20 protein-coding genes are annotated in these 20,478 nt (G+C 63.9%); 11 read left to right on the top strand and 9 right to left on the bottom strand.

Features of this window, described 5'->3' with window-relative positions; all coding sequences use genetic code 11:
* The first annotated feature begins 4 nt into the window (after positions 1–4).
* Positions 5–574, top strand: coding sequence for a hypothetical protein (locus E5162_RS05955; protein ID WP_135944000.1), 570 nt, complete (start codon positions 5–7; stop codon positions 572–574).
* Between the two features lie 166 nt (positions 575–740).
* Here the strand turns inward: E5162_RS05955 and E5162_RS14740 are convergent, their stop codons facing one another.
* From E5162_RS14740 to E5162_RS14735, 4 genes are all read right to left on the bottom strand, one after another.
* The gene (locus E5162_RS14740) at positions 741–908 is read right to left on the bottom strand and encodes a hypothetical protein (RefSeq protein ID WP_158291214.1); all 168 of its coding nucleotides are present in this window, start codon (positions 906–908) and stop codon (positions 741–743) included.
* Positions 909–1,064: 156 nt separating this feature from the next.
* Entirely contained in the window at positions 1,065–3,143 is a 2,079-nt protein-coding gene (locus E5162_RS05950) for a recombinase family protein (RefSeq protein WP_135943999.1), read from the bottom strand.
* A 934-nt stretch (positions 3,144–4,077) separates the two neighbouring features.
* Complete coding sequence (locus tag E5162_RS05945) at positions 4,078–5,847, bottom strand: recombinase family protein (protein WP_158291213.1); 1,770 nt, start codon at positions 5,845–5,847, stop codon at positions 4,078–4,080.
* Positions 5,753–6,172: a radical SAM family protein gene (locus E5162_RS14735; protein ID WP_158291212.1), complete on the bottom strand. Its 420-nt coding sequence runs from the start codon at positions 6,170–6,172 to the stop codon at positions 5,753–5,755. The genes E5162_RS05945 and E5162_RS14735 overlap by 95 nt, the downstream gene beginning before the upstream one ends.
* Before the next feature lie 85 nt (positions 6,173–6,257).
* Between E5162_RS14735 and E5162_RS05940 the strand changes: the two genes are divergently transcribed.
* Together E5162_RS05940 and E5162_RS05935 are read left to right on the top strand one after the other, a co-directional pair.
* Positions 6,258–6,956, top strand: coding sequence for a glycosyltransferase (locus E5162_RS05940; protein WP_135943997.1), 699 nt, complete (start codon positions 6,258–6,260; stop codon positions 6,954–6,956).
* Complete coding sequence (locus E5162_RS05935) at positions 6,953–7,618, top strand: TIGR04282 family arsenosugar biosynthesis glycosyltransferase (RefSeq protein WP_135943996.1); 666 nt, start codon at positions 6,953–6,955, stop codon at positions 7,616–7,618. The genes E5162_RS05940 and E5162_RS05935 overlap by 4 nt, the downstream gene beginning before the upstream one ends.
* Here the strand turns inward: E5162_RS05935 and E5162_RS05930 are convergent.
* Positions 7,615–8,463 carry a uracil-DNA glycosylase gene (locus E5162_RS05930; protein ID WP_135943995.1) on the bottom strand — a complete coding sequence of 283 codons (849 nt, stop codon included), beginning with the start codon at positions 8,461–8,463 and terminating at the stop codon, positions 7,615–7,617. The two genes, E5162_RS05935 and E5162_RS05930, sit on opposite strands and share 4 nt — an antisense overlap.
* 165 nt (positions 8,464–8,628) lie before the next feature.
* Between E5162_RS05930 and E5162_RS05925 the strand changes: the two genes are divergently transcribed.
* Genes E5162_RS05925 through E5162_RS05910 form a run of 4 tightly spaced genes read left to right on the top strand, consistent with a single transcriptional unit; the run spans position 8,629 to position 13,917 of the window.
* Positions 8,629–10,302, top strand: coding sequence for an electron transfer flavoprotein-ubiquinone oxidoreductase (locus E5162_RS05925; protein ID WP_135943994.1), 1,674 nt, complete (start codon positions 8,629–8,631; stop codon positions 10,300–10,302).
* A 41-nt stretch (positions 10,303–10,343) separates the two neighbouring features.
* A complete protein-coding gene (locus E5162_RS05920; protein ID WP_135943993.1) occupies positions 10,344–12,014 on the top strand; it encodes a tetratricopeptide repeat protein in 1,671 nt (556 codons plus the stop codon).
* Entirely contained in the window at positions 12,011–12,898 is an 888-nt protein-coding gene (locus E5162_RS05915) for a 4-(cytidine 5'-diphospho)-2-C-methyl-D-erythritol kinase (protein ID WP_135943992.1), read from the top strand. Before E5162_RS05920 ends, E5162_RS05915 begins: the two co-directional genes overlap by 4 nt.
* Positions 12,895–13,917 carry a glycosyltransferase family 4 protein gene (locus E5162_RS05910; protein WP_135943991.1) on the top strand — a complete coding sequence of 341 codons (1,023 nt, stop codon included), beginning with the start codon at positions 12,895–12,897 and terminating at the stop codon, positions 13,915–13,917. The genes E5162_RS05915 and E5162_RS05910 overlap by 4 nt, the downstream gene beginning before the upstream one ends.
* Before the next feature lie 6 nt (positions 13,918–13,923).
* On the opposite strand, the gene E5162_RS14940 is transcribed toward E5162_RS05910, so the two are convergent.
* From E5162_RS14940 to E5162_RS05895, 3 genes are all read right to left on the bottom strand, one after another.
* A complete protein-coding gene (locus E5162_RS14940; protein WP_206751049.1) occupies positions 13,924–14,556 on the bottom strand; it encodes a hypothetical protein in 633 nt (210 codons plus the stop codon).
* A 2-nt stretch (positions 14,557–14,558) separates the two neighbouring features.
* The gene (locus E5162_RS05900) at positions 14,559–14,789 is read right to left on the bottom strand and encodes a DUF2188 domain-containing protein (protein ID WP_135943990.1); all 231 of its coding nucleotides are present in this window, start codon (positions 14,787–14,789) and stop codon (positions 14,559–14,561) included.
* 68 nt (positions 14,790–14,857) lie between these two features.
* Positions 14,858–15,808, bottom strand: coding sequence for a polyprenyl synthetase family protein (locus E5162_RS05895; RefSeq protein WP_135944155.1), 951 nt, complete (start codon positions 15,806–15,808; stop codon positions 14,858–14,860).
* A 200-nt stretch (positions 15,809–16,008) separates the two neighbouring features.
* On the opposite strand from E5162_RS05895, the gene E5162_RS05890 reads away from it, so the two are divergent.
* Genes E5162_RS05890 through E5162_RS05880 form a run of 3 tightly spaced genes read left to right on the top strand, consistent with a single transcriptional unit; the run spans position 16,009 to position 17,870 of the window.
* Entirely contained in the window at positions 16,009–16,239 is a 231-nt protein-coding gene (locus E5162_RS05890; protein WP_135943989.1) for a putative signal transducing protein, read from the top strand.
* The gene (locus E5162_RS05885; protein ID WP_135943988.1) at positions 16,236–16,985 is read left to right on the top strand and encodes a tRNA1(Val) (adenine(37)-N6)-methyltransferase; all 750 of its coding nucleotides are present in this window, start codon (positions 16,236–16,238) and stop codon (positions 16,983–16,985) included. Before E5162_RS05890 ends, E5162_RS05885 begins: the two co-directional genes overlap by 4 nt.
* A gap of 45 nt (positions 16,986–17,030) precedes the next feature.
* Positions 17,031–17,870 carry a S49 family peptidase gene (locus tag E5162_RS05880; protein ID WP_233342155.1) on the top strand — a complete coding sequence of 280 codons (840 nt, stop codon included), beginning with the start codon at positions 17,031–17,033 and terminating at the stop codon, positions 17,868–17,870.
* A 158-nt stretch (positions 17,871–18,028) separates the two neighbouring features.
* Here the strand turns inward: E5162_RS05880 and meaB are convergent, their stop codons facing one another.
* The gene (gene meaB / locus E5162_RS05875) at positions 18,029–19,066 is read right to left on the bottom strand and encodes a methylmalonyl Co-A mutase-associated GTPase MeaB (protein WP_135943987.1); all 1,038 of its coding nucleotides are present in this window, start codon (positions 19,064–19,066) and stop codon (positions 18,029–18,031) included.
* Positions 19,067–19,185: 119 nt separating this feature from the next.
* Here meaB and E5162_RS05870 point away from each other — a divergent pair, with 119 nt between their 5' ends.
* Positions 19,186–20,424, top strand: a complete 1,239-nt coding sequence (locus E5162_RS05870) for a DUF445 domain-containing protein (RefSeq protein WP_158291211.1) — start codon at positions 19,186–19,188, stop codon at positions 20,422–20,424.
* Positions 20,425–20,478: the final 54 nt, after the last annotated feature.

Here is a 20,478-nt window from a genome sequence, read left to right as displayed (position 1 = left end):
CAAAATGAATATCGAATCCTTCATTCTGCCCGACCGGGCCGAACTAGCCGCCTATTTGCCACGCTTGCTCGGAGCCAAGGTGAGTTTCAGCAATGTTCCGCACTGGCGTACGGGCGAAGAACGCTCAATCAAGCTACCGATGCCCTCGGTTCTGAGGACCTCCTTCGGCTTTCACGTGGAGCTGCTCCAGCTCGACCTCAATTCCGATATGGGCGGAGGCGAGGTTTCTCCGGTGCGCCCCATCGGAGCCAATTACGCATTGCTGCCTGTTGCCGGCATCAAGGGCTCTTACTCCGGCTATTTGACCCCCAAGGGCACGGTAAAGGCTGTTCCACAGCAATCCCTCATTCTCCTGGGCGGCACCTACTCGTTGCAGCCAGGCGGCAGCCACAAGGCGGATCGCTTCCAGCCGATCCTCACGCGAGTCGGTGAAGACTTCTCCAAGCTGTCGGGGCGAGAGCCCTACGTCGTTCCTGAAGGCCTCGCCGTGCCGTGGTTGAACACGACGCAGACTCCCTACCCACTCCTTGTCGGCGCACCCGGTGGAACGTACTCTCTATTATTTGGAAGCTGAGCCACTTGTGGGCCGAGGTCACCATCTCCCTAGACGTGACGTCGTGAGGCAACCACTGAGGCACTCCCACAGTCGGCGGTGATGATGGTTCTATCGCTCCGATAGAGAGTTCTAGCCGAAATGGGCCTGTCCCTGCCCAGGCGCCGGCAAAGCGACCCAATATTCTTCAATCGGGCTGCGTGACCCGGGTCTCGTTCCACTGATCGAACAGCTTTGCCGCTTCGGATTTGGGAAGCCCGAATTCCAGCGTGATCCGAAGCGGCGCCTTTGCCGGATCGAGTTCGCCGGATTGCTGCAGCCGCGTCAGAAACTCAAAAACATCTTTTTCTTCCATCCATCCACCGTAGAGTGCGTCAGGGTCGCAGGCAATCTGGCGGGCGGGGTCATGAACTACTGGGGCTGAGCTTGCCCCCTGGCGATGGTCGGATTTCAGCAGCTCGGTGAATGCACCCAAAGGATGGCAGCTATTAACCGATGAGGGCGCACAACGCTAAGTGTGGGACTCGTCACTGGAGGAGTGCTGGGGACCGACGACCACGATCACAGCTTCGGGAGCGCTTACTCTGATTGGGGGGATGGACTTCGTCATCGGAGGCTGGGCGATGCGCGCCTTCCACTCAGCGTCGGTTAGGCCCCGCTCGTTCCAAACATAACCGGTGTCGGAGGTGCGCATGTTGATGCAGCGCGTGTAGCCTTGCTCCTGGAGATAACTCACGGCGTTCCGGGCTCGCTGGTCCGGTGATCGGTCGGTATCGATACCGATCGTCGGACAGGCTTCACCGAGGGCTTCCGCCATCCTCTCCATAGAAACCGGTTTGTCGGCATGATCCAGCAGGTGCGCGATAATAGGCAGGTCGGCGCGCACCGTTGCTAAGCGAGGATCTTGCCAAGCCAGCACGTAGGAGAAGGTCCAGACGATGTTCGCGTTACCCAGTTCGAACATCGGCCGATGTCCATGCTTGGTAACGCGATCAATGTCCATGTTGGCGAGATCGATCAGATTGGCGATCGGACCCTCGACCGTAACCCTCATATCGCCGGCGCCACGACCGTCGGTCTCCGATCCTACCGGGTTCAATACGACACGTGAAATCAAACCGCGTAGAAGCTCCTTGGCACGTGAGGCCTCGGAATCCTCAGCCTGCAGGTGCTCACTCAAAGTATCGAGCGTGCGCGAAATCGAGGCGATGATTTCATTAGTGCCGCCAGCGACGACCATCGGCGGTGCCCGGTTGATCTGCGTTTCAAGCCGGCGCTTCTCGGCGCCGAGGCGGTCGAGCTCCTCCAGCAGCATCTGACTTGCGAAAGACGTCTCGCTGGCATTGGAGAGCTGGCTCATCAAATTCCCGATGTGCTTCTCGGTATCCTTCAGGTGGCCGGTCTGCGTCTCCAACCTTGCCGAATGGTCTTCCTGAGCGCGGTCGACCTCGTCGCAAAAAGCGTCCAGCGCCTGTCCAAGAGTTGTCGTGTCCAAGACATGGGTTTTCAGCTTCTGATAAATTGTTGTTTCGACCGCAACACGATTCACGCGCCGTGAATTAGTGCAAATGCCTTTATCCCTACGACCGGTGCAAACGTACTTTCCATCGCTGACGACGGCGGTGGATCCACACACGCCGCAGTGAACTCTGCCGCTAAAGGCGAATTGAACCTTCCGTTTTTGGTGGAAGGGCCGGTCGAGATGCTCGGCCAGACGCGCCTGATTGCGGTCCCATACGCTCTTGTCGATAATTTGAAGTTCGGGGTGCTGTGTTATGATACGCTCCGCCTCCGCTGTGAAAGCCGTCTTGATTTGGCCTTTACGGCGCCTGCGCTTGGTCTTTCTGAAATGATATTCGCCTACGTATATTGGGTTTCGAAGAATTCCCAAGCCGCCGTTACGGTTGCCAAGCAGGCCGCCCGGGCGCCACTGCTTTCCTTTGGGGCTAGGCACGCCCTCGGCGTTCAAGGTCTTACATATTTCGAAAGTGGTGCGACCAGCGTCGAATTCCGCGTGAATCCGCTGCACGATTGCTGATTGCTCAGGGTCGATTTCGCGGAGCCCGTTTATCGCCTCTCCGCGCGTATCCACCTTCAAGACTTTTCGATACCCATACGCAATGGAGCCGGACATGCGCCCTTGGCTAATCGCCAGCTCCTGCCCGCGCTTGGATTTCTGGATGTTTTGTTTAATAAATTGCTGGTTTTGCACGGCTTTAAACGCCAGTTCGATGTCGCTGACGACCCCGTTCACTACCGTGCACAGAACGATATCAAGCTCATCCAATTCCTTCGCAATCTGGTGCATGTCCGCTGCGTCGCGGCTGGTGCGGTCAATGTCCTCGACAAGCAGCACGTCGAATTCGCCGCGCTCAGCCGCCGCCAGCATCTCAAACAGGCCGGACCTGCCCATAGTCGTGGTGCCGGACCGCTCCGCGTCGCTGAACCGCTTGTATTCCTCCCACTTGCGCGCCTTGCTGTAGATCGCGCACAGCCGCTCCTGGCCGTCGATGGACGTCTGCTTCTGCCGGTCGGTGGAGAAGCGGCTGTAAAATGCTACCCGACTACCGGGCGGGGGCAAGCTTGGCATTAATTCTGATCCGACTTGTTAGCTTCGGCGCGAGTTTCTGCGGGCCGCACGCGAGCGGACAGCCGAGCTACCGCGAGAGTGAAGGGTAAAAGCATGGCATCCAAGTCACTCATACCTTCGCTGAGCTCAGCCTCGTGGCGTCTGCGGCGGTCCTTTCGCAAGGTCTCGGCCATATCGTGTCCGCTTACATCGATCTCCGTGGTCAATCTCTGTTCTCCAGCTGCCAATCTTGAATGCGACAAAAGGCTATCACGACGGCAAAAAGACGTCAAGTTAGACTAATTGACTTAGTTGGTGGGTTTGATAGCAGCTAAAGCATATGAAAGCGCCAAGGTTCTGAGATGCACTTAAAATTCCAAGTTGAAGAAACTCTTCATGGGCCGGCACGGATATCCGATATGACCGGCCTTTCAATGGACGGGCAGAGGAATTGGCGTCAAAGGGGCCATTTGGGCCCGAGTGATGGGCCACGTGGCAAAATGAGCACCTCAGCCGTGGCTGCTTTGGCGGTGAGAGCCTTCGCTGCCGAGCTTGGCTATCCGGCGCGGGACAGCGAGCAACTTGGTGTCGACGCTGGTCCAAGCGTCATATACCCCTCGTTGTTAGATTCTCCTTGGGCGGCGATAAAACTGGAAGGCTCACCGGCAGCGAAACAAGCCTTCCGAGTTGCACATGAAGGCAGCACTCAAATCGCTAGCGCGATCTCTGGACTTGGAGATTGTAGGCCAGCGACAACGATCAGCTGGTTTGATCAGGATCCGCCGACGCTTACCGCTTCTCCAAACTTGGAGCCTTGGGAGGGGTATGAGATAACCTTGCGACGCATTAACCTCATCGGCATTGGGGCAAGGCTGATTCAGTATGCTGGAAAGCCACTATTCACAGTTGCGATATGTGATGTAAAATAATCTTCAAATCATGCGATCAAATGATGTTATTTATTTTCTTGGTATCGCTCGATGAAGCGATTGAGCCAAGCAAGTGTCGTTGGTTCTGGTCCGGTCCACTTTTCTTCGGTCGCTGAAGCTTGTGCGAATGTCGCGAAGACTTTTTCCGCTAGCTCGGGGCCGGATAGATCAGGGAAAATATGCCGCGCAATTTCGAGTCCGTCGTATCGGAGCATCACCGTGCCGTCATTGCTGAACGCACAAACAAGCATGTTAGCCGGAAGCACCAATCCTATTTCTCGACGGTCTTCGTCGTCTACGCCGCAGACTACCTTGCAGCCTAATCCCAATATGGCGTTGTGGACGCGCAGTCGTGCCGCAGTACGCACCGCCGTGTCGGCATCATCAAGCGAAACGCGGACATCTCGAACCCGGTCCAGATGTTCGGCTGGGCTAACGGCGCCTTTGGCTGCGTCAAGAGCCTCGGCGCTCTTGATCCGCGTGGCATGTAAATTCCGTAGGGACCTCTCAGCCTGAATAAGGCGCTCCTCAATCGCATCCGATGCCCCTATGCGAGCAAGGGAGTCAACTAGGCGGTCAATCACCTCCTTCTTATCGGCAATCGTTTTCTCGATATCGGCAAGCTCATTCGCCAGCGACGCCGTCTTATCCGGGGCAGAAAAATAATTATCTTCTAATGCCAGATGGAGGATCTCGTCGAGCGCGGCCTTTTCGAAAGGCTCGTACCGAAACATTTCGGTCTGTGTGCAGCCTCGCTTTCGAGCGGCAAAGCTGCACTGCCAATAGCGTTTAGAATGAGGTTTTCCGCTTGTTCTGAGGTGCATGCGATTTCCGCATGACTCACAGACCACGACGCCGGCGAAAAGGTTTGCCACCCCGCGAGTATGACCACCACCCTTACGAGGCCCGGTTTTTCTCGCGTTCACCTGAGCACGAGCGCGTGCGACAAGGTCAGCATCAACGATCCGCGGGTAATACCCCACAATCCGCTGGTCGAACTTGGTCCGCTTGGCGCTGGTGTTTGAGAAGCCTGGTACGTAGTCACCCTCAACGGAGGGTTGGCTAAGGATCAACTTGATGGAAGTAATTTCCCAAGTCGGCGTCGTTTCGGTCTTACGCCATTTTCCCCATGCTGGGCTACCGCGCTCATTTAGCTCTTTTGCAATCCACCGCGCGCCCTTGCCCTCTGCGGCCATTTCGTAAATTTCCCGAACGAGCTGGGCTCGTTCCTCGACAATCTCGAAGCCACTACGGTCTTCTTTGGCGACCAGCCAACCGGGCGCTTTAGCAGTAATGATCTGCCCGGTCTCTTGAGCGCGCTCCATGTTTCGCCGTATGCGATCAAGCACGCGCTCTGACTTCTGCTGGCTCTCATCATTTGCCAGCTTTGCGCGCATCAGTATTTCGATGACGCCCATAAGATCAGCGCGCAATCCCGCATCATTATAAACTCTACCGCCGTCGACCGTCGCGATCGTCAGGCCTGCCGAGCACAAGTCCTCCATCCATCGCAGCGTGGTCCGCGTTTCTTGGCGAGATAGGCGATCCAACTTTTCGACAACTAAGACCGTGTCGGTTCCAGCCTCGCCGCTCCGGACGCGATCGGCAAATTTTCCGAGTTCGCCGGTAGCGATATGGTTCCCCGTCCAGGCAGATTTCCCTAGATCTTCAATGACTTCATCGACAGGCCAGCCTTGTCGTTCACAGAACTGCTGACACAGCTCCAATTGCCGGTCTCGGCTTGCTCCACGCTCTTGTTTCGGCGTCGAAAAGCGGATGTAGATGGTGGCGCGCATGGTTGATCGTATCCTCTGTTGCTCTGATGTGTGCAACAGAGGAATACAGCCAGCCGTGCTCGCATCCGCGATACGGATTGATCGAGCGGTTAAAGCCGATATCGGGACTGTCATTGGTCGACACGATGGAGCGCGAGGCATCGCGGATCAGCGTGGTGTCGAGGCGCGGCGCCGGCTTGTCGCCTGTTTCCCACCCATCGTCGAAGGGTTCGGCCGTATGCCGTTCGAACCGGCCGGCGGCGTTCGATTTCGCACCGCGTCCCTTCTGCTGAAGGTGCTCGGGCAGCGCAACCGACTGGCGGGGGGAGAGGATACGCGTGCTCATGGCGCTGATCCTGTTTCCGCGAACAGAACAAAGCAAGAACTTTTTCAGTTTGACTTCCGGTCGCGGACCGGCTTTGACAGAGCTCATGAGCCGCCTCGTCGTTATCATTCCCGCTCTCGACGCCGCCTGCCACCTGCCCGCCACGCTGGAGGGGCTGGAGGAGGGTGTGCGCTCGGGTCTCGTCGCCGGCTGGGTGCTGGCCGACGGCGGATCGGCGGATACGACGCGCGAGCTTGCGCGCCGGGCCGGTTTCCATCTTGTCACCGGTCCACGCGGGCGCGGGCCGCAGCTCATCGCGGGCGCTCAGGTGGCGGCCGGCCTTGCCGGGCGCGATGACTGGTATCTCTTCCTGCACGCCGATACCCGGCTGGAGCCGGGCTGGTCGGCCGAAGTCAGGCGCGTTATGGGCGGCAACAGCCTGCGGGCCTGGGCCTTCCGCTTTGCGCTTGATGCGCAGGGTGCACCGGCCAGGCGCCTGACGCGCGGCGTGAACTGGCGTTCTGCCGCGCTGAAACTTCCTTATGGCGATCAGGGCCTGCTTATCTCGCGCGAGTTCTACGAGCAGCTCGGCGGCTACAGGCCGCTTGCCTTGTTCGAGGATGTCGATCTGGTCCGGCGGATCGGACGCCGGCGGCTCTCCATTCTGAGGAGCCGCGCGGTCACAAGCGCGCAGCGCTTTGCCAGGCAGGGCTATGCGGCGCGGTCCGCGCGCAATCTCACCTTGCTGGCACGCTATTATCTCGGCGCGGATCCGGCCCGTCTGGCGAGAGCTTATTCCAGATGACCGCGCGTCTGGTCGTGTTCGCCAAGGCGCCCCTGATCGGCGGTGCCAAGACGCGCCTGGCGCGCGGCGTCGGCCAGGTCGAGGGCTGGCGGCTCTACCGCGTGATGACGGCGCGGGTCTTGCGCCAGGTGACCGGACCCTGCTGGCAAACATGTCTGGCCGTCAGTCCGGATGAGGCGGCCGGGCGGCACTTTCCCGGCGTCTGGCCGCAAGCGATGGCGCGAATCGCGCAAGGGCACGGCGACCTCGGTACGCGCCAGGCGCGCGTGTTCGGCGCGGCGCCAGATCGCACAGGACGCGCAAAGCGTCCGGGGTCGGGTCCGCGGGCATCGTACTCGCAAGTCGGTGAGCAAGGACGGGGCCCCGTCATCGTCATCGGCACCGACGCGCCCCAGATCGCCCGCGCCGACATTGCGCGCGCCTTCACCCTGCTCAGGCAGAACGACGCGGTCATCGGTCCGGCCGAAGACGGCGGCTACTGGCTGCTCGGCTTGAACGCGCCCGCACCGGCGGCCCTGTTCGAGGGCGTGCGCTGGTCCCACCGCGAAACGCGCCGCGATCTTGAAGCGCGCCTGATCGCGTGCGGGCTGGGCAGGATCGCCTATCTGCGCATGCTGCGCGACGTGGACGAGGTGGCCGATCTGCGTGCGCTCGGCGGCTAGAGTGTCTCCAGCCGCTCCTGCAGGCTGAGCATGTCGGCCCAGGCGCGGCGCTTTTCCTGCGGGCGGCGCAGGAGGAAGGCCGGGTGGAAGATCGGCAGGGCCGGGATCGAGCCAGCCTCCTCGAAGGCCTCGTCCTTGACCCGGTATTCGGTCCAGCGCCCGCGCAGGCTCATGATCCCCGACTTGGCCCTGAGCAGGGTCTGCGCGGAAATACCGCCGGCAAAGACCAGCAATTTCGGTTTTGCCAGCGCGATATGGCGCTCGGCAAACGGCAGGCACGCCGCGATCTCCGCGTCGGTCGGCTTGCGGTTTCCCGGCGGACGCCAGTTGACGATATTGGTGATGTAGAGCTGGCTCTCGTCCAGGCCAATGGCAGCGAACATCCGGTCAAGCAGCTGACCGGACCGCCCGACAAAGGGCTGGCCCTGATCGTCTTCCTCGCGGCCGGGCGCCTCGCCGACCACCATGATGGCGGCTTCAGGGTTGCCGCGCGCGAAAACGGTACTCTTCGCCGTCGTCTTGAGCGGGCAGCCTTCGAACGCATCCAGCGCGGCTTTGAGCGCGTCGAGAGACTGGGCCTGTCCGGCCATTTCCCGGCCATCCTGCTCGGGCGGCTCCGCGCCGAATCCCGCTTCTCTGGCGCGCGCGGCCGTGGCGGCAGGACGCGCGGGTGCGGCGCTCGGCGTCTGACGCATGACGGCTCCCGCGGCCTCGCGGCCCGGACGCGTACTCGGCTCGCTTCGCGCCGCTGCCGGGATGTCGGGCATCTCGACCCCGGCCTCTTCCCACCAGGACAGCAGGCTTTTCAGGATGCGCGTTTCGTCCGGTGAAAGCGGTGCGGTCATGGTGCGGGTCCGGTGGACTTTGAGGTGTGCGCGCGCTGGCCTGCGCGGCGGGCTGCCCTAGCTGAAAGGCAGGAGCTAGGCTAAGACGGGAACGAGCCAACGCAAAGCCGCGTGTTCGGTCGAGACGCCGAAGCGGTGAAAAAGAAGAAGTTGCGAGGAGACGACATGGCCGAAGAGGCGATCGAACGGGAATCGATGGAATATGATGTTGTGATCGCAGGGGCGGGCCCGGCTGGCCTCTCCGCCGCGATCCGGCTCATGCAGCTGGCCCAGGAGTCCGGCAAGGAAATCACCATCGCGGTGATCGAAAAGGGCTCCGAGGTCGGCGCCCATATCCTGTCCGGCGTTGTCTTCGACCCCAAGGCCATGGACGAGTTGCTGCCTGACTGGCGCGACGATCCGGCCAATCCGCTCGAGACCGAGGTGACGGGCGACAAATTCTTCATGCTGGGCGAAGCCGGTTCGGCCGCTTTCCCCGGCTTCATGATGCCCGGATTCATGCACAACAAGGGCTGCTATGTCGGCTCGCTCGGCGAGGTTTGCCGCTTTCTCGCGGCCAAGGCCGAAGAGATGGGCGTTGAGATCTATCCCGGCTTCCCCGCGGCCGAGTACATCGAGGAAGACGGCGCCATCAAGGGCGTGATCACCGGCGATATGGGCGTGGCCAAGGATGGCTCGCACAAGGACATGTATGCGCCGGGCATGGAGCTGCGCGCCAAATACACCCTCATCGCAGAAGGTGCGCGCGGCTCCCTGTCTAAGCAGCTGATCAAGCGCTTCAACCTGGACGAGGACCGCGAACCGCAGAAATACGGCCTCGGCATGAAGGAGCTGTGGCGCGTCAAGCCGGAGAAGTTCAAGAAGGGCTACACCCAGCACACGATGGGCTGGCCGCTCGACAACGAAACCGGCGGCGGCAGCTGGATGTATCATTTCGGGGACAATCTGGTGTCCATCGGCTTCGTGATGCACCTCAACTACAAGAACCCGCACCTCTTCCCCTTCGGCGAGTTCCAGCGCCTCAAGACCCATCCCGATATCGCCGAAGTGCTCGAAGGCGGGGAGCGCCTGTCCTATGGCGCGCGTGCCATCACCGAAGGCGGCTACCAGTCGGTGCCCAAGCTGGCCTTCCCCGGCGGTGCGTTGATCGGATGCTCGGCCGGGTTCGTGAACGTGCCGCGCATCAAGGGCAGCCATAACGCGATGAAGACCGGCATGCTGGGCGCCGAGGCCGCGTTCGAAGCCGTCACCGAAGGGCGTCAGCACGACACGCTGGACGCCTATGAAGCCGCCTACGACAAGAGCTGGGTCAAGGCCGAGCTGAAAAAGGTGCGCAACGTCAAGCCGCTCTGGTCCAAGTTCGGCACGACGGTCGGCGTGATGCTGGGCGGGCTCGACATGTGGACGAACGAGCTGTTCGGCTTTTCCGTTTTCGGCACGATGGACCATGGCGGCGCGGACTACGAAGTCACCAAGCCGGCCAGCAAGTGCAAGCCGATCACCTATCCCAAGCCGGACGGCGAACTCACCTTCGACCGTCTGTCCTCGGTGTTCATCTCCAACACCAATCACGAGGAAGACCAGCCGGTACACCTGAAGGTCGCCGACTGGCAGCTTCAGAAGGAAAGCGAGCTGGAGGTCTATGGCGGGCCGAGCGCGCGCTATTGCCCGGCCGCTGTGTATGAGTGGGTGGAGCCGGATTCCGGTGGCGAGAAGCAGTTCGTGATCAACGCGCAGAACTGCGTCCACTGCAAGACGTGCGATATCAAGGACCCGAACCAGAACATCAACTGGACGACACCGGAAGGTGGCGGCGGTCCCAACTATCCCAACATGTAAGACCACAAGGCGCGCCCGGAGATAATCCGGGCGCGATTGCCATGCGCGCCACGACCTTGACCTGTCTCTCCCTGCTGCTGGCCGCCTCCTGCGCGGCAGGCAGCAATTTCCTGTCTCCCGAGGAGGCCGAGGAATCCTCGGTCTACGGCGCGTTTCTGGCGGCGCGCTATGCCGGGGCGTCGCGCGACATGGATCGCTCCGCCGCGCTCTATGCCGAAGCGCTGGAGCTGCAGCCCGATTTCGAGCTGCTGTCCCAGCGCAGCTTCTTTGCCGCATTGCTGGCGGGCGATTTCGAGCTGGCCGATCAGGCCGCCCTGACCTCGGCGGAAGGCGCGGAAGATCCTCAGCTCGTGCGCCTCTATCTCGATGCGGTCGCGCTGGAACGCGGGGACCGCTACGAGGACTCGCCGGACGATCCCCAGCTCGGCGCATTCGCCCGCGCGGTCCAGACCGTCATGACCGACTGGTCGCGCGCCCAGACCCGCTCCGGCGCGCGCGAAGTCGCCGCGGAAACGCTCGATGTCTCCGCGCAGGTCGCCGACTACGGGATCCTGCACAAGGCGATGCTGTTCGAGGCGGCCGGCCAGTGGGACCGGGCGCTGGACGGGTATACCAGCGCGGCCCTGAACGGGGACATGATCGAACTCGCGACGGTCCTCCAGGGGGCCTTGCTGGAGCGGCGCGGACGCCGCAACGAGGCGATCGCGCTTTACCGGCAACGCGTCGACGAAGACCCTTATCCCGATCCCGAAGTGCTTTACGCTCTGCAGCGCGCCGAGGCGGGCCGCCGCGCCCCGCGCTTTGACGCCAACGAGTATGCCGCCCGCGCCCTCTATGCCCTGACGCGCGCGCTCACGCGCAACTCGCCGGGCGATTACACCGCCCTGTTCCAGCGCCTGGTGGAACGCGTCGATCCCGAGTTTGCCCGCAACCGCTACTCGCTTGCCCAGACGCTGGAATCCATCGACATGGATGGCGAGGCGCTCGCCATCTACGAATCGCTCGACGGCACCGCGTTCGAAACGCGTGCCGAGGTCGACGCGGCCTGGCTGCTCTTCACCACGGGGCGGCGCGAAGAGGCGCTCCTGCGCGCCGAGCAGCTGCAATCTGACAGCATGGACGAGACGGCGCGTCTGTTGCTCGCCGACATCTACCGCCTGACCGACCAGTGCGACCGCGCGCTGCCTCTGTACGCCAGCGTTTCGGAGACGGACCGGAGCGCCCGGCAGCGCTGGCAGCCGGCCTTCTTCGAAGGCATCTGCTACCAGCAGCTTGGCGACTGGGACAGCGCCGAGGCGCGCTATATCCAGGCGCTCGAATACGCCCCCGACGAGCCGCGCGTCCTCAACCATCTCGGCTATAACTGGATCGTCTTCGGCGAGCACGTGGAGGAGGGGCTCGACATGGTCCGGCGTGCCGCCGAGCTCGCCCCGGACAACGGCGCGATCCTGGATAGTGTCGGCTGGGGACTCTACAAGCTCGGGCGCTACGAGGAAGCGGTCGGGTATCTGGAACGCGCCGCCGTGGCTTCGCCCGGCAATGCGACGATCAACTGGCATCTCGGCGACGCCTATGCGCGTCAGGGCCGCGCGCTGGAAGCGCGCTTTTCCTGGGAGCACGCGCTGGAGCTGGACCCGCAGCCGCGCGAACGGACCCTGATCGAGGCGCGCCTCGAGGGCGGAATCGAAACGGGGCCGGACGACATCGAATGACTGGGCAAGCCATACGCGAGTTCGCGCCCGCCAAGGTCAATCTGTCTCTCAATGTCGGCCCGCTCCAGGCCGACGGCTACCACCCGGTCGATTCCCTGGTGGTGTTTGCCGACTGGGGCGATGTCATTTTCGCCGAACCGGCTCCAGAGGGTCTTCACCTATCGGTGTCGGGTGCTCACGCGGCTGCGCTGGAGAGCGAAGCGGAAAATCTCGTCTTGAAGGCGGCCTATGCCCTGCGCGCCGCAGCCGGCCGTCCCGAGCTGTCGGCCAGGATCGTGCTGGAAAAGGCGCTGCCCGTAGCAGCAGGCCTGGGTGGCGGTTCCGCGGACGCCGCCGCGACACTGCGCGCGCTCTGCCATCTGTGGGAGCTCGATTTCGGAGCGCGTCAGCTGGCCGAGATCGGCTCGGTGCTCGGGTCCGATGTGCCGGCATGCGTCTATTCGCGGCCCTTGCTGATGCGCGGACGCGGAGAGCGGGTCTCGCCGCTGCTGGCCTGGCCGGACCTGCATGGTGTCGTCGTCAATCCCGGCGTGCCGGTCGCGACCGGGCCCGTTTTCGCCGCCTACGACAAAACCGAGCCGCAGGCGCTTGTGCCTGGCGCCATGCCGATTGCCGGTCATGGCGACGCAGCGGTCACGCTCACCGCCGCTTTGAAGAACGACCTTCAGACGCCGGCCATCGCTATGGTGCCGGAGATCGGCACGGTCCTGGACGCGCTCGAAGGGCTTCCCGGCTGCCGCGTCGCGCGAATGTCAGGGTCGGGCGCGTCCTGCTTTGGCCTGTTCGATGACGAACCGGACGCCCGCACTGCCGCGGACGAAGTGGCGGCGCAGAACCCGTCCTGGCTCGTTCAGCCGGTCAAGTTCGCCAGCGCGCTGGTATGAGCGTCTATCTCTTCAGCGCCGCCCTGATCAGCGCCGCGGTGAGCTGGCTGGTCAGCGAGCTGTCGCGCCGAGGCGGGGTGCTGGACTTTCCTGAGGCGCGCTCGCTGCACGCGACACCGACGCCGCGCAGCGGCGGGCTCGGCATTCTGGCCGGGTGCGGGGCCGGAGCGCTCGTTCTGCTCGCCGCACCGGTCGGCGCGCCCGGCATGGCCGCGGCGCTGGCCTTTGCCGGGGCGTGCGGCGCGCTGGGCTTTCTCGATGATCTGTTCGCCTTGAACGGACGGATCAAGTTTGCCTGCATGTGCGCGCTCTGCCTCGCGCTGGCCGGTCTCTACCCGGTCGACCGGCTCTCCGTCACGCTGGAATGGTCGATTGCGCTTTTCCCCGTCCTGGCCGTCGCGGGCAGCGCGCTCTTCCTCTTCACGGTGATCAACGCCGTCAATTTCGTGGACGGATCGGACGGCATGCTGGCCGCGGTCCTGATCCCGGCCGGGATCGGTCTGGCCGTCGCGGGGCTCGCCAGTGGCAGCCTGTCGACCAGCTTTCTCGGCGTCCTTCTGGCCGGCAGTCTTCTCGGAATGCTGGGTCTTAACCTTCCCCCGGCCAGGCTTTTCGCCGGCGATGCCGGCTCGCTCGCGGCGGGAGCGCTGTATGGGGCCGGCGCGCTTCTCATGGCCGGCAAGGGCTTTGCCGGGTCGCTCTGGCTTGCCCCGCTCTTCGTCCTGCCGGTGCTGGTCGATGTGCTGCTGACCCTGCTGCGCCGCGCCCGTCATGGCCGTCTCAGCCTTGAAGCGCACAGCGAACATGCCTTCCAGCGCCTGATCAAGACGGGCTGGAGCCATGCGCAGGCCGCCATGGCTTATGGCGGCCTGTCGAGCCTTTGCGTGCTGGCCGGCCTCGTGGCCGCCCAGGGGCCGGACGCTGCGCCCTTCCTGGCGTTTGTCCTCGGGTGCGCGGGACTGACGGGCGCCTATGCCTGGGCCGGCGCCTACGCCCGCCGCCGCGGTGTGGATGCCTAGCCAGGACTAGTAGGAGGCGGGACGCCCTGCCTTGGTCCAGTCGAACATCGCGGTGAGAAGCTCGCTGGTCGGATAATCCAGAATGTCGTCTTCGGAGAATCCGGCCGCGCATTGGCGTTCGTAATTCCACTCCTGGAAATCGTCATAGGCGTCCAGAATTCGTCCGGCCCCGTCGGAGCGCCCCCGCGCTTCATTCGCGAGCCAGTTCCTCACCTTGCGGACGGCCACTTGGTAATCGGCTTCGTGGGTCTCAATATCGAACCCAGCCAAATCCGAGATCGCGGCCTGATAGCGGTAGGGTTTCTCTTCGAGGATCAAGACCTTTTTGCGATCCGCCGCGGGAAAATAGGCCTTGCAGCCATAGTCGAGCCCAAGCTCGAAGGGCATATTCAGCCGGTAATGTTCCCCCGCCGTCCTTGCCTGGCAGCGGCTCAGATCGTGTATTGAGTATCGGGAGCTCTCGATCAGCTCTTTTATCTTGGCGAGGCGGTTTTCGCCGGAGTCCGAACGTTCGGTCGCAATCCGGGGAGTAAACCCCAGGAAGACGATGCAGAACAGCATGGCCTGCAAGATGGGCTCGTATTCGTGGTCAAACGGGCAATTGACGAATACCGATCGATTGAAATCCGCAGACGCCAAGTCTAGCCCCGGGGAGGGAAGGGGTCATTCCCGTAGGAATTGCGTTCCCGGATGCGCCCGTCCCGACCGTGAATGTAGAGCTCGGTTCCCTGGCGTTGGGCAATGGCTTTCGCCCGTGCGATAGCTTCTTCTTGCGTGTCGACAACGACCGTCGCGCGCGAAGCTCCCGCGCGGCGCACCGCCCAGCCCTGGCCTCGCGGGCTGACATGTTGACCGGGCTTCGTCTTCGCCATCGACAGACTCCAGATTCGACCTGAACCTAAGATAGAAGGATCCGGTCGCCAGCGCTAGGGCAGAATGCCTAATAGGCCCGTTCCACGACGAATTCGGCGAGCTGGTCGAGCGCCTGGCTCCAGGGATTGTCCTCGAAGATCGCCAGCGCATCGCGGGCCCGCTGGGCGTGGGCTCGCGCCGCAGCCAGAGTGCCTTCCAGGGCGCCGCGCCGTTTCAGGATCGTCACCGCCTCGTCGAAGGTCGCATCGTCCTGGGGCTGTTCTCGGATCACGCGTGTCCAGAAGGCGCGCTCGGCCTCGTCGGCGGCGTCCAGCGCCAGGACGACGGGCAGGGTGACCTTGCCTTCGCGGAAATCGTCGCCGGTATTCTTGCCGAGATCGGAGGCGAGCCCGCCATAATCGAGCGCGTCGTCGACCAGCTGGAAAGCCAGCCCGAGCTCTCGGCCATAGGTCTCCAGCGCATCTTCTTCGCGCTGCGGACGGTCGGCAATGATCGAGGAGACCTGGGCGGCGGCGGAGAAGAGCGCCGCGGTCTTCGCGCCGATGATCTCCATATATTCGTCCCGGCTGGTCTCGATCTTGCCGGCGGCGACCAGCTGGTGCACCTCGCCCTCGGCGATGACCGCGGCGGCGCGGCTGAGCACGTGCAGCGCGTCCATCGACTTTGAATCGACCATCAGCATGAAGGCGCGCGCGAACAGGAAGTCGCCGACCAGTACAGAGTGGGGGTTGCCCCACACCTGGTTGGCGGGAAGCTTGCCGCGGCGCAGATCGCTCTCGTCCACGATATCGTCGTGCAGCAGCGTGGCGGTGTGAATGAACTCGACCGCCGCGGCCAGGGCGATATGGGCATTGCCCTCATAGCCCAGCATACGCGCGGCCGCGACCGTGATCAGGGGCCGGATGCGCTTGCCGCCGGCTTCCACGATATAGCTTGCCAGTTCGGGGATCAGCGGGACAGGGCTGCCCATGCGCTCACCGATCAGCGCATCGACGGCGCGCATGTCGCCTTCGGCCATCTCGTGCAGGCGCACTACCGGATTGATCCGGTTGCCTTCGATCGATTTCTGAGGAAGTCCGTTCACCGCAAGCCCCTTGCAGTCTCAGCCAATGGACCGGCACAATAGGTTTGGCCACACACCCCGGCAAGCGGCCGGGGCTGTGCGTGATGTCGCGGGGGAGTATCATATCCTGCGGGCCAGGCGAGCGCGGTGAGCACATGAAAGAAGTCTATTCCACGAACGACCCGGTCCAGCTGTCCTTTGTCGAGGCGGTCCTGAAGGACGCCAGGCTCAATCCGGTCACGCTGGATTCCCAGACGGCGAGCATTTTCGGCGGCGCCGTGCCCTGGGTGAACCGGCGCGTGCTGGTCGCCGACGAGGACTGGGAGCAGGCGCGCCAGGTGCTCAAGGATGCTCTGGGCGAGGCGTACAAACCGCCCAATCCATGACGCCGCAGGAGGCGGTCACCCGGGACGGATTCCTGGGCGGCCGGTTGACCCTGTGGCAGTCGGCGCAGGGCTACCGGGCCGGCATCGACGCCGCTTTGCTCGCGGCCAGCCTTGAGCTGGACGCGGGCGGCCGGGTGGTCGAGTTCGGCTGTGGTCCGGGCGCGGCTCTGCTGTCGGCGGCGCTGCGGTATCCTCAGGCGAGCTTCACCGGTCTCGAACGCGATCCCGAAGCGGCGGCCCTTGCCGCGCGCAATATCGAGGATAACGCCCTGGCGGCCCGTGTGCAGGTGATCGAGACCGATGCGCTGTCCTATCGGGCGGAGGAGGGCGGAGCGGACGCGGTGTTTTTCAACCCGCCCTTCTTTGAAGATGCGTCCAGCCTGCGCGCCCCGAAGGAAAACAAGCGCGCTGCGTGGATGAATGACACGACCCTGGCCGACTGGGTCAGGGCCGGCGCCAGCCTGCTCGCGCCGCGCGGATCGCTGACCCTCATCCACCGCGCCGATGCGCTGGACCTGGCATTGGCAGCCTGCCGCGTTGCGCATCTCGGCTCGATTGTGGTCCTGCCGGTCCACACCCATGCGAACCGTGCGGCCAAGCGCATCCTGGTGCGTGCGGTCAAAGCTGGCCGGGCCCCGCTGCAATTGCGCCCCGGCTTCGTGCTGCACGATGACGGGCCGGGCCAGTACACAGAGCTGGCCGACCGGGTGCTGCGCGGGACATCCGGCCTTGCCATGACACGCTGAGTACGACACCCCTGAACTCGAAAACTGGAAAACAGGAGATCCGCCTTGGCCGCGCTCGCCCCTCTCTCGCCCGTCATGCGCGGGATCCGCAAACTGCTTGGCCGTGACGGCCCGCTGGTTCCCATCGTCAGGCTGGAAGGCGTCATCGCCCCGGGCGGACGCGGCAACGCGCTCAACCTGGCCAAGGTGGAGAAGCTGCTGGCGCGCGCATTCGCGCCCGGCTCTGCGGCTGCGGTGGCAATACTCGTCAATTCGCCCGGAGGCAGCCCCGTACAGTCAAAACTGATCCACGACCGCATCCGGGCGCTCGCCGAGGAGAAGGACAAGACCGTCCTGGTCTTCTGCGAGGACGTGGCCGCGTCCGGCGGCTACATGATCGCCTGCGCGGGCGACGAAATATTCTGCGACGCGTCCAGCATCATGGGATCGATCGGTGTGATCTCGGCCAGCTTCGGCTTCACCGGCGCGATGGAGAAAATCGGGGTCGAACGCCGCCTGCGCACCGCCGGAAAGAACAAATCGCTCTCCGATCCGTTCAGCGAGGAGACCGAGGAACAAAGAACGCGGCTCGAGCGCCTCATGAACCGCCTGCACACCCATTTCATCGAGCTGGTGAAGACGCGCCGGTCCGGCAAGCTGGACGAGAGCGACGAGGAGCTGTTCACCGGTCAGGTCTATACCGGCGACGAGGCAGTCGAGAACGGGCTGGCCGATCATCTCGGCGAAGTGCGCAGCGTCCTAAAATCGCGCTATGGCAAGGATGTTCGGACCAGGCTGCTGACCGTACCCAAGGGCGGGATGCTGTCGCGGCTGCTCGGCCAGAGCGCGGCGAGCTTCGCCGAAACGCTGGAGAATCGCGAGATCTGGTCGCGCTACGGGTTGTAGGTCATGGGCTCTCTCACACTCACTCTGGTGCTGGTTCTCGGCGGATTCGTGCTGTTCTTCGCGATGCGCGGCCGCACGCGATCAAGAAACGATGCCGCACAGAGGGCCGCCCGGCGTGCAGTGGAGCGCCATCTCGGGCACCCCGGCAAACATACCGGTCAGGACTCCCCGGCCGGGCCTGACGCTGCGCCCGAAGAAGACACATCCGACGAAGAGGAGCCGCGTTCAGGCCCGCCGCGATAGCTTGCGATCAGGCGTTCGGCCGCTTCGCTGGCCGGCAGGCTGCCTTTCGCAACGGCGTCTTCCAGCGTCCCTGCGGCGTTTCTGACCCCGGCATCGGCGCGGAACTGGCTCAGCACGCGGTCCTCGACCATCGACCATAGCCAGCGCACCTGCTGCCCGCGGCGCCTCTGGTCCAGCTCGCCGGCCTCTTCCAGCGCCTTGCGATGCTTGGTGATGGTCTCCCACAGCGTGTCGATGCCGTCGCGCGTCAGCGCGGACCCGGTCAGCACGACCGGAGACCAGTTCTTCGAGGCCGGCGCAAACAGGTGCAGCGCCGCTTCGAGATCGCGCGCCGAGCGCCGCGCGCGCTTCTCGTTCTCGCCTTCGGCCTTGTTCACGAACAGGATTTCAGCCAGTTCCAGAATGCCCTTCTTGATACCCTGCAGCTCGTCGCCCGCGCCGGGCAGCATCAGCGCGACGAACACGTCGACCATGTCGGCCACGACCGTTTCGGACTGGCCGACGCCCACCGTCTCGACAATGACGACGTCATAGCCCGCCGCTTCGCACAGCAGCATGGATTCGCGCGTCTTGCGCGCGACACCGCCGAGCGTGCCCGCCGCCGGGGAGGGCCGGATGAAGGCGGCGCGGTCGACGGCCAGCTCGCCCATGCGCGTCTTGTCGCCCAGAATCGATCCCTTCGACCGGCTGGAGGACGGATCGACGGCAAGCACCGCCACCTTGTGGCCCTGGCCCGTCAGAAACTTGCCCAGAGCCTCGATCAGCGTGGACTTGCCGACGCCCGGCACGCCGGTCAGCCCGATACGCCAGGCATCACCGGTCCGGTCCATCACGGCGGTCAGGATATCGCGCGCTTCCTGCTGGTGATCGGCACGTGTGGATTCCACACGCGTGATCGCCTGGGCCAGCGCGGCGCGGTCGCCGGAAACAAGTCTGTCGGCAAGCTCGTTCATGGGGTCGAGTTCAAGGCGTTTTAGGCGGCGAAGGCAAGCATCCTGTCACCGCGATGCGCCGGCCCCGGCCTGAGCATGGCGCGGTGATTTCAGCGAGAGGGACGCCTATGGTGGACGTCATGACCGGATCCAGCCTTCATCCCGCCACCCGCATGCGCATTGCCGCGACCGCCGCGCTGGTGGCCATGGCCGTGCTGTTCACCGCCACGCATCTCTGGACCGACGATACCGGCGTCTGGGGCTATGTGCGCGCCTTCGCCGAGGCGGGGCTGGTCGGCGGGCTGGCCGACTGGTTCGCAGTGACGGCGATTTTCCGCCGCCCGCTCGGCCTGCCCATCCCGCACACCGCTGTCATTCCAAGAAACAAGCAGCGCATTGCCGATGCCGTCGGGCGCTTCATCGCCGACAATTTCCTCGACCCCGCCCTCGTGGCCGAGCGGCTCGAGCAGTCCGATCCCGGCGCGCAGATCGGACAGCTGATGGCCGACCGCTCCCAGGCGCGAAAGCTGGCGGACGGGCTGACCGGCGCGCTGCCCGACATTCTCGCCTTCCTCGACGACGAGGCCGTCGCGCGTTTCTGGCGCCAGCGTGTGGCCGAGCAGGCCCAGGGGGCGCGCCTGGCGCCCGCATTCGGCGCCGTGCTCGAAGCGCTCACCGCCGGGGGCAAGCACCAGGTCCTGCTCAACGCCGGGCTGGACGAGGCCTTCAAGGCCCTGTCCGAGCACGAGGACCGCATCCGGACCGCCGTGCGCGAGCAAAGTCCGCGCCTGCTGCGCTTCACGCGCATGGACCGCCGCGTGTCCGATGCGCTGATCGCGGCGATCGAGGACTTGCTGCACGACATGGCGGTCGAACCCGAACACCCGATGCGGATGCGGGTGACCGAACTGGTCAATGATTTCGCGATCGGCCTGCGTGACGATCCGGCCCTGCAGGCGCGCATCGAGACCATCGTGACCGAGGCGCTGGCTCACCCGGCGCTCGCCGGCATGGCCGAGGCAGGATGGCTGGAGGGCAAGCAGGCGGTCCTGAACGACGCGGCGCGCGGCGAGGAGTCCCGGATCGCGGCCTATGTCACCGACGCGCTGGTCTCGCTGGGCGAGGCAATTTTGAAGGACGAGGAGGCGCGCGCGGCCTTCAACGCCCGCCTGCGCCCGGTCGCGGTCCATCTGGCCGAACGCCACGGCCCGGACGTCGCGCGCATCGTCTCCGACACGATCGCCTCCTGGGACGCCGGGACCATCGTGGAGAAGCTGGAATCCAATGTCGGCCAGGACCTGCAATATATCCGCCTGAACGGCACGCTGATCGGCGGTCTGATCGGGGTGACCCTGCACGCCCTGACGCATATTCTCTAGACGCTCACGAAAAAGGCGCCGCCGGACGATCCGGCAGCGCCTGTCGCAAGGTCT

The sequence above is a fragment of the Marinicauda pacifica genome (genome assembly GCF_004793635.1).
Classification (GTDB): domain Bacteria; phylum Pseudomonadota; class Alphaproteobacteria; order Caulobacterales; family Maricaulaceae; genus Marinicauda; species Marinicauda pacifica.
Note: the sequence above shows the minus strand (reverse complement) of the source record. Positions and strands in the feature narration are given on the sequence as shown.